This is a genomic window from Cytobacillus mangrovibacter (genome assembly GCF_042865275.1).
In the GTDB taxonomy this organism is placed as follows: domain Bacteria; phylum Bacillota; class Bacilli; order Bacillales; family Cytobacillaceae; genus Cytobacillus; species Cytobacillus mangrovibacter.
In genome coordinates this window covers 153,743-166,671 of the sequence record NZ_JBIACJ010000004.1, presented here as the reverse complement: position 1 = coordinate 166,671, position 12,929 = coordinate 153,743, and the positions used below count along the sequence as shown (strand labels likewise).

General features: G+C 38.0%; 13 protein-coding genes and 2 riboswitches. Of the genes, 1 reads left to right on the top strand and 12 read right to left on the bottom strand.

The annotated features are described in order from the left end of the window. Window positions 1-66: 66 nt before the first annotated feature. From ACFYKT_RS09345 to ACFYKT_RS09290, 12 genes are all read right to left on the bottom strand, one after another. Window positions 67-894: a MetQ/NlpA family ABC transporter substrate-binding protein gene (locus tag ACFYKT_RS09345; protein ID WP_389218704.1), complete on the bottom strand. Its 828-nt coding sequence runs from the start codon at window positions 892-894 to the stop codon at window positions 67-69. Window positions 895-911: 17 nt separating this feature from the next. After that, window positions 912-1,562, bottom strand: a complete 651-nt coding sequence (locus tag ACFYKT_RS09340; RefSeq protein WP_389218701.1) for a methionine ABC transporter permease — start codon at window positions 1,560-1,562, stop codon at window positions 912-914. Next, window positions 1,552-2,583, bottom strand: coding sequence for a methionine ABC transporter ATP-binding protein (locus ACFYKT_RS09335; protein ID WP_389218698.1), 1,032 nt, complete (start codon window positions 2,581-2,583; stop codon window positions 1,552-1,554). The genes ACFYKT_RS09340 and ACFYKT_RS09335 overlap by 11 nt, the downstream gene beginning before the upstream one ends. Before the next feature lie 81 nt (window positions 2,584-2,664). After that, window positions 2,665-2,769: riboswitch (SAM riboswitch) on the bottom strand. 150 nt (window positions 2,770-2,919) lie between these two features. Beyond that, a riboswitch (SAM riboswitch) is annotated at window positions 2,920-3,019 on the bottom strand. 230 nt (window positions 3,020-3,249) lie between these two features. Beyond that, the gene (locus tag ACFYKT_RS09330) at window positions 3,250-3,636 is read right to left on the bottom strand and encodes a type II toxin-antitoxin system RnlB family antitoxin (RefSeq protein ID WP_389218695.1); all 387 of its coding nucleotides are present in this window, start codon (window positions 3,634-3,636) and stop codon (window positions 3,250-3,252) included. A gap of 14 nt (window positions 3,637-3,650) precedes the next feature. After that, window positions 3,651-4,712: a type II toxin-antitoxin system RnlA family toxin gene (locus tag ACFYKT_RS09325; protein ID WP_389218692.1), complete on the bottom strand. Its 1,062-nt coding sequence runs from the start codon at window positions 4,710-4,712 to the stop codon at window positions 3,651-3,653. Then, the gene (locus ACFYKT_RS09320) at window positions 4,705-5,616 is read right to left on the bottom strand and encodes a ribonuclease H1 domain-containing protein (protein ID WP_389218689.1); all 912 of its coding nucleotides are present in this window, start codon (window positions 5,614-5,616) and stop codon (window positions 4,705-4,707) included. Before ACFYKT_RS09320 ends, ACFYKT_RS09325 begins: the two co-directional genes overlap by 8 nt. Before the next feature lie 167 nt (window positions 5,617-5,783). Then, window positions 5,784-6,977 (bottom strand): PDZ domain-containing protein, encoded by a 1,194-nt coding sequence (locus ACFYKT_RS09315; protein ID WP_389218686.1) that lies wholly within the window; start codon window positions 6,975-6,977, stop codon window positions 5,784-5,786. Window positions 6,978-7,281: 304 nt separating this feature from the next. After that, on the bottom strand, window positions 7,282-8,736 hold the full coding sequence (locus tag ACFYKT_RS09310) for a S41 family peptidase (RefSeq protein WP_389218683.1): 1,455 nt from the start codon (window positions 8,734-8,736) through the stop codon (window positions 7,282-7,284). A 293-nt stretch (window positions 8,737-9,029) separates the two neighbouring features. Further along, complete coding sequence (gene ftsX / locus ACFYKT_RS09305) at window positions 9,030-9,923, bottom strand: permease-like cell division protein FtsX (protein WP_389218680.1); 894 nt, start codon at window positions 9,921-9,923, stop codon at window positions 9,030-9,032. Further along, window positions 9,913-10,599, bottom strand: a complete 687-nt coding sequence (gene ftsE / locus ACFYKT_RS09300; protein ID WP_389218677.1) for a cell division ATP-binding protein FtsE — start codon at window positions 10,597-10,599, stop codon at window positions 9,913-9,915. The genes ftsX and ftsE overlap by 11 nt, the downstream gene beginning before the upstream one ends. A 340-nt stretch (window positions 10,600-10,939) precedes the next feature. Then, window positions 10,940-11,284: a cytochrome c551 gene (gene cccB, locus ACFYKT_RS09295; RefSeq protein WP_389218673.1), complete on the bottom strand. Its 345-nt coding sequence runs from the start codon at window positions 11,282-11,284 to the stop codon at window positions 10,940-10,942. Between the two features lie 52 nt (window positions 11,285-11,336). Beyond that, window positions 11,337-12,203: a YitT family protein gene (locus ACFYKT_RS09290; RefSeq protein WP_389218670.1), complete on the bottom strand. Its 867-nt coding sequence runs from the start codon at window positions 12,201-12,203 to the stop codon at window positions 11,337-11,339. A 285-nt stretch (window positions 12,204-12,488) separates the two neighbouring features. On the opposite strand from ACFYKT_RS09290, the gene ACFYKT_RS09285 reads away from it, so the two are divergent. Beyond that, window positions 12,489-12,902 (top strand): hypothetical protein, encoded by a 414-nt coding sequence (locus ACFYKT_RS09285; RefSeq protein ID WP_389218667.1) that lies wholly within the window; start codon window positions 12,489-12,491, stop codon window positions 12,900-12,902. The last annotated feature ends 27 nt before the right edge of the window (window positions 12,903-12,929 follow it).

Sequence of the window (12,929 nt, the reverse complement as noted above, 5' to 3'; positions counted from 1 at the left end):
CTCGCTTTCCGCTCCAATCAACCTACTTTGCAAGTATTTTTCATTCATGAGATTTTGCAGAAAAGATTACCAGCCAATATCACTTAACGGAATAAATGTTGGAATAGAGTTTCCTTTGTATTCTTTTTCAATAAATTCGGCTACATCATCCTCTTGATAAAGCTCTGCAAGTCTCTTTAAGTTTTTGTTATCCTTGTCTTCTGTTCGTGTGGCAATAATATTGACATATGGAGTAGCTGTTGCACTCTCATGGTAAATCGAATCCTTCGTTGGTGTGAAACCAGCATCAACCGCAATTCCGTTATTGATAATCGAAGCGGCTACATCTGGAAGAACACGCGGTGTTTGAGCCGCAACCATTTCGATTATTTCAAGATTTTTTGGGTTTTCGACGATTTTATCTAAAGATCCATTGCCATCATAGTCTTCTGTTAAAGTAATCAGACCCGCTTCTTCTAGGAGCAATAGGGCTCTCCCCATATTTGATGCATCATTCGGCACCGCAATTTTTCCACCCTCTGGGATTTCGTCAACAGACTTATATTTATCTGAGTACAATCCCATAGGGGCAAGAACAGTTGTAGCAATTGGCACTAAATCTAAATTATGTTCTTTAATAAAAGAGTCAAAGTAAGCAACTGTTTGAAAGGCATTGGCATCTAATTCGCCTTCTGCTAGGGCAATATTCGGCTGAACATAATCTGAGAAACTTATAATTTCTACTTCAATGCCTTCTTTCGCTGCCTTTTCCGCAACGAAGTCCCAAATGCGATTATCTGATCCGCTTACCCCAACCTTTACCTTCACTTTTTCACTTCCACTTGTTTCACTTGAGCATGCAACACTAAAAATAGCCAATGTAAGAATAATGAGCGTTAATACTAATTTTTTCATGTGTGTTTTCCTCCTGATTATCGTCTTCTAATTTGTTTTGATAAGATATTTCCAAAAGTTTGTAGACCTTGAACCATTACAACTAAGATTCCTACTGTAATTAACATGACCATGGTGTCAAAACGCTGATAGCCATATGTAATGGCCAGATCACCTAGCCCACCGCCTCCAACAGCACCCGCCATAGCAGAGGCACCAACCAAACCGATTGTGGCAATCGTGAAGGCTAATACTAATGAGCTTAGCGCTTCTGGAATGAGAAATTTGAAAATGATTTGTGCTGGTGTTGCGCCCATCGCTTGTGCTGCTTCAAGAACGCCCGGTTCGACTTCAAGCAGAGAATTCTCTATTAATCTGGCAATATAAGGCCCTGCATAAAATACAAGCGGGACGACTGCAGCGGCTGTACCAATTGATGTGCCTACGATTAGCCTTGTAACCGGGATGATCGCGACCATTAAGATAATGAATGGGACCGAGCGAAATATATTAATAATTCCGTTGATCACATTGAAAACTGGCAGATTTTCTAGTAAATGTCCCTTTCTTGTGACGACAAGCAGAATCCCAAGGGGCAGCCCCAGAACGGCTGAGAATAAAAGAGAGAAGGCAACCATTTGAATCGTTTCTACGAGTGCCTCGATGATTTTGTCTGAATTAACTAGCATGTGCTTTCACTTCCTTTATCGTTACTTTTTCTTGGCTGATATACATTAAGGCCCGGCTGATCTCACTATCCGTTCCTTGAAACTCAACAATTAAGTTCCCGAAAGGCGTTCCTTGAAGCTCTGTAATATTTCCAAAAAGAACATTGATATGAATATCGAATTTCTTTGCCAATTGCGAGAGCAGCGGCTGTCCGGCTGATTTGCCGATAAAGTTGATGCGGAATACTTTTTGCAGCCCCTCGTTTTTCTCGACAATTTCTTTAATTGAATCTGGAATCTGGTCATTCATAACAGAGCTGACGAAATTCCTCGCTGTCTCTGTTTTCGGTGAAGAGAACACATTGAAAACCGTACCTTCCTCAATAATTTTTCCTGCTTCAATGACTGCCACCCGATCACAAATTTCTCTAATGACTGCCATTTCATGGGTAATGATGAGAATCGTTATATTGTATTCCTGATTGATTTTTCGCAAAAGAGCTAAGATCGAACTTGTTGTCTGCGGATCAAGAGCTGAAGTTGCCTCATCACATAAGAGTATGGATGGCTGTGTTGCAAGTGCTCGTGCAATGCCGATCCGCTGCTTTTGCCCCCCGGATAACTGGTCAGGATAATTATTCGCCTTATCTGACAGACCGACAAATTCTAATAGCTCATTAACCCGTTTCTTCACCTCTTCCTTCGGTACCTTCGCTAAAACGAGCGGCATGGCCACGTTAGCAAACACAGTTTTCGAATTTAGTAGATTGAAATGCTGAAAAACCATCCCTATATTTCTTTTTACCTTACGAATTTCCTTTGCTGATAAGGTAGTAAGATCGTATCCATCCACAATGACGCGGCCTGATGTTGGCTGCTCCAGCCAATTAACACAGCGTATTAATGAACTTTTCCCTGCTCCACTAAACCCGATAACTCCAAAGATCTCTCCTTCGTTAATGGTCAAATCAATTCCATTTAGCGCGGCAACCTCCTGTCCCCCGCTTTTATATACTTTTTTTATGTTTTGAAATTCAATCATTTTACTCTCTCCTTTCGGTAAAATAAAAAGCCCTCTTCCTGAAAACAAGAAGAGGGCATGCTTTTATAAGCAATGATTCTCTTCTTATCTCTCAAGCTATCCGCTTGCTGGATTTGGCACAGATTCCTTGTGGAATCCGCTGCCGAGGCTTCATCGGGCCAGTCCCTCTGCCTCTCTCGATAAGAATGATTGATTTAGTTTTATTTTTATTATTCCTATATGAAAACTATGCTTAAGGGGTAAAAATATTTACTTTTCCAGCCTTTTTATATGCTGGAAAAACAAAAACCCTCTTCTTGAAAAAGAAGAGGGCATAATTATTCAACACTAGTCCTCTCCTTATCTATCAAGACATGCTTGCTGGATTTGGCACGGTACTATATAGTCCGTTGCCGAGGTGTCATAGGGCCAGTCCCTCGACCTCTCTTGATAAGAAGTATCTTACATATTCGATTTGTTTAACTTGATGTTTACTTTACATTCTAAAAATTAGAAAGTCAACAACTTTTTAAAATTTTAGGGGTAGGAAATATCACATGTTATATTTCAAAAAAACCATGTAATGGATTATTACTTGATATTTTTCACTTTATTTCTCTCCATAATTACCAAATCTTTTGAGATACTTGTTAAATTAGAAAAAAAGTCGTGAATTTCCTCGACTCCTTAGCAACAAGTGATTCCTGTTATTTCCCCGACTAAAGTCTTATTTAATAAAACATATTTCTGGGGTTCAGACAAACTACTAGCTCGCACATACTGAGGGTTTTGATAAAAGAATACATATAGCTCATCAAGTATGCTGCTTTTCAAAGTGGCTAGAACTTCTATTTTTCCAATATTGAGTTGTTCACCATCAAAATTTGTTTTTAATAACCTATTGCTTGAAAAACCATTCGATAATACTAGATCAAATATAACTTCGCCTTTATAACCAATAGACTTTAATTCATTTGCAATAGCATATATTTGAGGAAGAGGACTGACGTATGAAGTAGCTACTACCACTTTACGCGCGTCACTCTTTAAATCTAAAATGTGATATCTTTTCATACGTCAGTCACCCCTTAATTTATTTGCAGATTGTATACTAATGACTTCTCTATTTTTTCACTTGCCTCAATAATTAATTGTAAAGCATCTTCCCTTTTCTCAACCAATTTCATACCGGACAAAATCTGAGTAGCATGAAACATTTCATGACGGTTTTTACGTAAAAAGTCATAACATTCTACAATCGTATCCTTGGCATCTTGTGACATACTGCTGATATTCGAATTAACTCCAGTTACCGTATCATTTGTGAAATCTATAGAAAAAATCCAATCTGTAGCATTTTGATTTATATTATTTGTGAAATATCTAAATCCTTTTGTATCATCAATTATTACATTATAGTCTAAACAAATCTTCTTAATTCTATACTCTAGGACCCTCATAACAGGCATAACCCATGCAGCATAATCACTAAGTTTTGTGTTGACCTCAACTAAGTTAAAACTATCCTTAATAAACCCTTGAATAGTAGGCTCTAAATAGCTCCAACCTCTTGGGAAATACATTTTTATATGTTGCTGAACTTTATCTTCAAGCGCTTGCTCTCCAAGTTCTGTTTCTGTAATTGTATTATTTAATGTTAATAAATATGTTTTAATTATTGAATAGAGCTTCATTAAAAGTCCTTGATATAACATTCTACTAGTTGTTTTAAAATATGTCAAAGTAACAGAATCCCCAAAGTTTGTTGTAACCCTATATATAGTACCATTAACCCCTTTGTCTTCAGGATCTGAAACAGAAACACTAGGTAACTCTTTCAAAAACTTAATCAAGTATTCAAAAAAAACCTCAGACATTTTAGCAGAAAAACTACCACTTTTAACTTCTTTATACTCAATACTATTAATAATAGCTTGTTCTAGTTCTTTACCATTTTCACAATTAGCTAAAACTGTAGTTCTTCCTTTTTTCGTATAGAATACGTCCAAGTAAAATTCTTTACCCTCTTTTTCTACATAATACCTATTAAATCCTTGTGCTTGATTTTTTAATTCTATTTGCTTTAAATTACTATTAGCTTTTATTACTCCCTCTAATTGCTCCCTATCTATATATAAACCCTTAGCCATTCTCTCTAAACTCCTTTAAATCGAACTTAATAACTTCTTCATTACTACCTGTATTGACTTTAAAAAGAACTTGTCTCTCTTCTATATCCAAAAGAGTCTTAAATTCTATAATATCTTTCAACTTACTGCCTTTAGATTTCCACTTCTCCTTAAAAATCCTATAGATTCTATCACTATCATATATTTCATTATTAATCATAAGATTCAAATTCACTGATTTTTTAGTAGCATTTAAACCATCAAGCATTTCGTTATATTCTTTATTTAAAGATATTGTAGTTTTACTTGTTATTTCATAATCTTCTATCGCTCTTTTTGCTAATATATCTACTTCATCATTAAATTTATTTCCAGAATGTGACTTTACCTTTTTAAAATAGATATCAATATTTGATTTAACAGATTCGATGTATTCTACATAATTTTGGGTAAAGGGGTTTTTTGCCTTCCAACTTTTATTTGCCCAGTTCTCAATTCCTACATAATCATAATAGATATCAATAGATTTAGCTTCATTTTTTAAAGCCAAGTCAATAACGTGCATTGCTGCTTTAATTTCACCTGCAACATTTCTTAAAGCTATAAGAGAAGAATTAGAATCAGCATGTGAAAACTCTAGTCTTTCTCCATTCTTCAAAAATACAATTCCTGCATAACTATACAGTTTTTTTCTGTCATCATAACTACCGTCTATATATGCAGTTAATTCCGATATTTGTCCTTCTTCTGTTTCTTCTAAAGAACCACCTGTGCCCTTCCCACCTATAAAACTTTCAGCTTCTTCGTATGTAGGAAATGATTTATATAATGCATTGGGGAAACCATTAACTTGTTCTTTGCATTCATTCCATGAAGTGTATATACCTTCTTTTCTTCCCCTTTTTACTGCATAAAACTTGGCCATTAACTCACCTACTCCTTAATGTAATAACAATAGTTATATTTCACCACTCTAAAGAGCATGTTTTGAAAAAAAATTGATTAAAACATGCTCTTTAAGAAAATTTTATATATGAAATATCCATTCCATAGAATTAGTAACAGATTCCTCATATCTATGAAAAATTCACATCAAACCGCTTCACTGCCTTTGCTTCGCTCATCCTGCACAAAAAGGATGCCAAGTTCATGATGATCCCCTTCGTATAAAGCTCTTTGGGCAAAGCGGATTTGTCCATTTGTATCAAGAACCTCCAGTTTACAATGGGCACGATTTTTCAAAAGGGACTCATAGAAGCCCTTTTTGTCATGGACATGTACCCCGTTTACTTTCGTGATGAGCTCTCCAACCTTTAATGACATATGGTTAGCTGGTGATCCAGGAATAATGCCCAGTATCATGACGCCATGATTTCTTTTTGAAAAATAGAAGGGAAGATTCTCGTCTGTCATTCTTTGCCTTAATGTGATCAGCTCCCTGCCAATAATGGCGATTGTGACAACCGCAATGGAGGCTAGCGGAGACCAATAACCAGAAATAGACAAGAGAAGCACGAAGATACCGAGCCAAAGGACTCTTTTCCCAACAGCCTTTGCTGCTTCTATTGGTAGATTTCCTTGGATTTGCTGGTAAAAGCCGATAGCAAAGGGAACGAGAATAATTGAATAGGTATGCCCCGCAACTGAGAATACAGGCCACCACTCAAACGGGCTTTGCAAAGCCTCACCTGGAATAACTAGAAATATCGGCACCATCCAAAGCCGCTTCACTTCGTGTACACCAACGCTTTGTCCCCGCTTACTCTTAATCAGCTTAGGAGAACTGCCCTGCCAGCTGTTTCTGAAAATAAGTATCCCTTCCCCAATTAGCAGAAGCGCAAGCAGAACGGCAATGGATGGAAAAATAGATGTATCCATTTCGTGAGTTGTTTTTAGGAATGTTGGCAATGGCCATTTTTGTTCCATTGCAAAAATGGTCGCAAAAAAGGCAAAGCCTAATGTATACACCGGAGCCATCCAGCGTATCTTTGTTGTGAAACTGAATAAAATGGTTAACACAGCAGTAAATAGAATGGTTTCTATTGGAATAACAAGCCCTGCTGCAATAGAAACCAAGGACAATCCAAGCCCAATCAATAAACCAAGTGGAAAAAGCTGCCGCAGTTCAAAATAAGCATTCGCTGCTCGAACATGAAAATCACTTCGTTCCCTTTTTACACGGGAAACCCCCAAGAGTGCAGCAATAAAGAAGAGATAATAAAAAACAGGGTGAAGAAATAATTTTCCCGTTCCTTTTAATAATTCAATTAGCCAGTCTTGAACCACCCTATCCACCAACCTCTATTATAATTTCCTGTAAGAAAGAATGTGCCATTTCGATTATCTATTACTCTTATTCTACCAAAATGTCCACACAAAACCTATTGCAATATTTTTGAAATTAAAAGTATTCATGAGCAACTGCTCACAACCAAATATGTAAATGTCGGTCTGCCTCATTTCAACTGCACGGGTTTTACTTCGTACATAAAGGCTTGTTCAATGAATCAGACCGACCATTTATTTTTTACACTCAAAATAGCAAGGAGAATAGGCTCTCCTTGCTACTGATAATGCAGTTATAGTTGGGTTAGCGTGCTAAAAACCTTAATGCGGTTTGCAGTTGAATATCATTTTCTTCCTTTTTCAATTCTTCTCGAACTGCTTGCTCTAATGCAGAGGCTGTCGTTTGGTCGATGATCCCGCTTGCCTCTAAATCATTTTGCTGCTGGAAGGCCCTTACAGCGATCATCGTTAAATCACTGAAATAACCGTCTTTCCGGCCTGGTGAATATCCAAGACCCTCAAGCATCTCCTGCGCATTTTTTACCTGTTCATTATTCATATCCTTCTCTAGAGCCTCTTTCAATTGCAGTGGATGTGTGTTGAAAATCGCAGGCTGCTTTACTTCAAGTGTCGGCTCAATCCCTTTATCATGAATCCAATTCCCGTCTGGAGTCAGCCATTTAAATAACGTCAGCTTAATATTGCTTCCATCACCCATTGGAACAGGCTGTTGAACCGTTCCTTTTCCAAAAGTGGTTTCCCCGATAAGCGTATACCCTTCCGCTTCCTTTAACGCACCTGCCAAAATTTCTGATGCAGAAGCGCTGCCTTTATCGACAAGTACAGCGATTGGGTATTTTTTTGTCTCTGTTAGACTAGAGAATAGTCTTTTCTTTTTTCCATCTCGTTTTTCAATTTGAACAAATGGTTTTTCGTTAGTCACAAGCCCCTTTAAAATATCTTGAACGGCGTCAAGATATCCTCCTGGGTTTCCACGAACATCAATTACTAATCCTTCTATTCCTTTTTTCTCTAAAGCTTTTAGATTTTCTTCGAATTCATCAGCAGTATCTTCTGAAAAAGAGGTAATTTCAAGATAGCCAATCGCTTTCCCATCTTGTCTTTTCAAATCAGAATTTACAGTAATTTGGGGGATTTCATCCCGTTTCACATCAACAGTAAGAGGTTTAGTCATTCCTTGACGAGCAATTTCTAATTGTACCTTTGTGCCCTTCTCTCCTCTTATTTTTAATGTGGCTTCAACCAAGTCTAGTCCTTCAACCGTTTCACCATCAATCTTAGTAATTTGATCCCTAGATTTTAAGCCTGCCTTTTCAGCTGGAGAGTCTTTAAACGGAGAAACAATGATGATCTTTCCATCCTCCATGCTCACTTCAGCACCGATCCCTTCGAAAGAGGACTCCAATGCTTCATTGAATTGTTGAGCCGTTTCCTTATTCATATAAACGGAATATGGATCTGAAAGAGTAGAAAGCATGCCTTGAATAGCCCCCTCTACAAGCTGTTCTTCTCCAACCTTTTTGACATAGCTATTTAATATTAAACGATAAGCCTTTTCTACCTTTTCCAAATCTTCGCTGCTTGGCGAAATCGGCGTTTCATCTTCTGTGTAGGCAGGTTGGTTTTCGATGCTTACTTTAGGGGCATTTGTATTGACCCATTGCATACCCGCATATGTCCCGCCCGCTCCAGTCAGGAGAGATCCTGTCATTAACAGCGCAACCCATTTTCTTCTCATCCCCATCTCCCTTTCCTACGTGCTATTCATCTTTTTATAGTTCTACACTTGATTTAATTAACCTTTTTAGGGATGCTAATTCACTATATGATAAAAATGGACGAGTTATGAGGGATTTTTAGTTGGGGTAAGCTTGAGTAGCTTATTTTTACGTACATATGATAGTGAAAGAGAAATTTATCGAGCATTCTACTTTTTATCTGCTCACAATCAGACCGGCCATTTATTTTTCACATAGAAAAGAGACTGTCCCCTAGTCTAAAAGTCGACTTATGGGACAGTCTCTTACAGATTTATACTTTAAGAAATTTACGTACAGACATCATACTTCCCCAAATTCCAATTAATGCACCCATGAGGAGTAGCAAGCCGGAGACTTGGTAGACAAATGGATTAAATGCTAGAATCTCCATAAAGTTGCCTTGAAGCCTCGGTGCTATGAAGTCATATACATAGTGATAAGACACAGCAATTAGCACAATTGGGAGGACTGCTCCAAGGATCCCAAGCCATAGACCTTCAAGGAAGAATGGCCATCTGATAAATCCATTCGTTGCGCCTACTAATCTCATAATTTCAATTTCTCTTCTTCTGGAAACAATCGTTATTTTAATTGTATTTGAGATTAAGAACATAGCCGTAAACAATAGACCTACGATCAAGACTAGCCCCACATTCCTGGCGCCATTAATAAAGGAGAACAGCTTTTCCACTTCTCCCTGACCGTATTTAACTTTGGCAGCATACTCCATCTTTTCAAGCTTTTCAGCTACCTTCATTACATCTTCTGGATCTTTCGTTTTTACGACTAATACATCATTTAAAGGATTATCCTGCTCAAATAATTTATAGGCTTCCCCTTCTTCGCCAAAACTGTCAATGAGGTTATCAAGCTCCTCATCCTTTGGTGAATAGCGGACCGTTTTGACCTCAGGAAGGCTTTTAATCTTTTGTTCCAGGACCTTCTGATCCTGCTCATTCGCAGCAACATCAATATGAACACGGATTTCAACTTCCTGTTCAATAGTGGTTGCCACTTTATTGAGATTCATCATAATGACGAAAAATACACCCACTAAAATAAGTGTCACAGTAACGGCACTGGCTGAAGCAAAGGTCATCCAGCCATTTCTTGCAAGACTTTTTAAACTTTCCTTAAAATGACGGCGTAAGGTTCTAGCTTTCATAGCCATAATCACCCCTTTGCTCGTCACGGACTATTTTGCCACCTTCAATTGCGATGACGCGGTGCTTAATTTTATTAACGATATCTTTATTATGCGTTGCCATAACAACAGTTGTACCTCTAGTATTAATTTCATCAAAGATGTTCATGATTTCCCAAGATGTATCAGGATCAAGGTTTCCTGTTGGTTCATCTGCAATAACAACTTTCGGCGCATTCACGATGGATCTGGCAATAGAAACACGCTGCTGCTCTCCTCCAGATAGCTCCGTTGGCAGCATCCGTGCTTTATGTTTCAAATTAACAAGATCCAGTGTTTCCATTACCTGCTTTTTAATATATTTCGGCTGTTCTTCTGTTACCTCAAGTGCAAAGGCCACATTCTCATAGACTGTTAATGTTGGAAGCAGCTTGAAGTCCTGAAAGACAACTCCGATATTACGTCTAAGCAGAGGCACCTTGCTTGATTTTAATTTAGCAAGATTCACTCCATTGATAAGGATTGTCCCACTTGAAGGCTTTTCTTCTCGATACATCATTTTAATAAATGTCGACTTTCCAGCACCACTCGGACCTACAACGTACACAAACTCTCCAGGTTTGATCCGCACATCGATTCCATTCGCAGCAACGACACCATTTGGATACTTCTTATATACGTCCTGCATTTCTATCATTTCTATCACCCAATATCTATTGTGTTTATATATATTAAATTCGTAGCCTCATCCCACGAATTAGCATTATCTATCATTCAAAAGTATTTATTTCGCCATAAACCGACAATTTCCAGACAAAAATATATAAAAGTTAGCAAATTCCTTTGAATATCGTGCTTTTTCTTTTATCCATTTTCCATTATACCATCAACATTCGTCAAAATACCCTGAAAAAATATTACAGTTTCTTTTCAATGGGGAAAGTTGTCTAAAAATAGCATTCATGAGCATCTGCCTTTACAAAAAAAAACGCTCTGCCTAAACAGAACGTTTCATGTAGTATATACTTTGTAATTTATTATTTTTTAGCTGCTAACCATTCAGCAACTTGTGATGCTTCGTCACCACTAAGTAGGCCTGCAGGCATTGCACCTTGTCCATTAGCAATGATTGTTTCGATATCTTCTTTAGAATGAGTCGCACCAGCTTTATCAAGTGCTGGGCCTACGCCTCCTTCAAGATTACCGCCGTGGCAGCTTGAACACTTTTGGTTGAATAACTTTTCGGCATCGCCAGCACTTGCTGTTGTTTCTCCGCCTGTTGTACCTGAATCCGTCTCTTTTGCATCATCTCCGCCGCCACAAGCAGCTAGAGCTAGTACAAGAGAAGATCCTAAAAGTAATGCTAGAAGCTTCTTTTTCACTTAAAAATCCCCCTCTGGTAATATTACATACTACAGCTATATTATACCAATATTAAACGCGATTGAAACCCTCTCCAAGTACCTCAGATGCATCGGTAACAATGATAAATGCAGTCGGATCAATGCTTTTGACCAATTGTTTCAATTTTGTGAACTCCGTTTGATCAACGACACACATGAGAACTGGGCGCTCATTATCAGTATAACCACCGTATGCTGTTAGTTTTGTCACACCTCTATCAATTTTATTCAAAATTCCTTCACGAACTTCACTTTGTTTTTCCGTAATGATCATCGTCATTTTCGTTCGACCCAATCCAACCTGAACAAGATCAATCGTTTTGCTTGTAACATACAATGCAAGCAAAGCGTAAAGCCCTTTTTCGATATCAAACACAATTGCTGCAGAGAGAACAATTAGCCCATCTATGATTGCCACACAAGTACCTAAAGACAAGCCTGTGTACTTATTAATAATCTGTGCTGCAAGATCTGTCCCACCAGTTGAAGCATTTCCTCTGAAAACGACTCCTAGGCCAAGCCCTACTCCAATCCCACCAAATAACGAGGCAAGCAACGGATCATTGGTCCATGGTTCAAGATCCTTTGTGATAAATACGACAAGTGGCAAAAAAATCGTGCCCGCGAGCGTTTTTGCCCCAAAATGCTTACCAAGCAAAACAACGCCTGCAATAAAGAGCGGAATATTAAAAGCCCATTGCACATACGCAGGCTCCCAGCCTACAACCGCATCCAAAATCGTACTAATTCCGCTTACTCCACCGGAGGCAATCCGGTTAGGGAGCAAAAACACATTAAAAGTAATTGCCACAATCGCCGCACCAATCAGAACATAGATATACTCCTTCACTATTCCAGTCTTTGTCTGACCCGCAGCATTCCGTTTCTTCTTTTGCATAGCCCTTCTCCTTTATGCTGGATATTTATCCATAACCTTTTACTAGTCATTTATGTGTTTCTATAATGTTTCGAATATTTTTTCGACAGATACCGACAGTGAGTATATCACGGAGTTTTTCATGTGTAAATGCCAATCATGTGCTGTGTTAAAGGGGTAAAAGTTTCGATTCATATAATATATCTGTAGGTTGTGGAATTTTGCCATGAACTATTTACAAATAGATGAATTCTAGAATGAGGAATATCTTTCTGTGGTATAATGTCGAAAAAGGAGGTGAGGAGAATGGAAAAGATTCTGTATGAAATTTTGGAGCAAGTACAAGGACATTCGAAGCGTTTTGATGCAATTGATTCAAGGTTAGATAGTATTGAAGGTCGGTTAGGAAATGTGGAAACTGAGTTAGGCAATGTTAAAGGGCGACTTGGCAATGTGGAAACTGAGTTAAGCAATGTTAAAGAGCGACTTGGCAATGTGGAAGAGGGTCTTCATAGGCTTGAAGAAACAGTTAATAATAATGCTACAGAGTTTAGAAGCCATTTTAAGCAGATTGAATCAAAGTTAGACCAGCATGAGGAAACCTTCCGTGTAATATCAAATGAGTTAACAGGGACGAAAATTGATATTAAACACCTCAGTGAAAAAAGCGGAGTTCACGATACTGAAATCAACCAACTAAAGAAAAGAATCCTCGTCTAGATAATACTCCACCACATCTTTAGACAA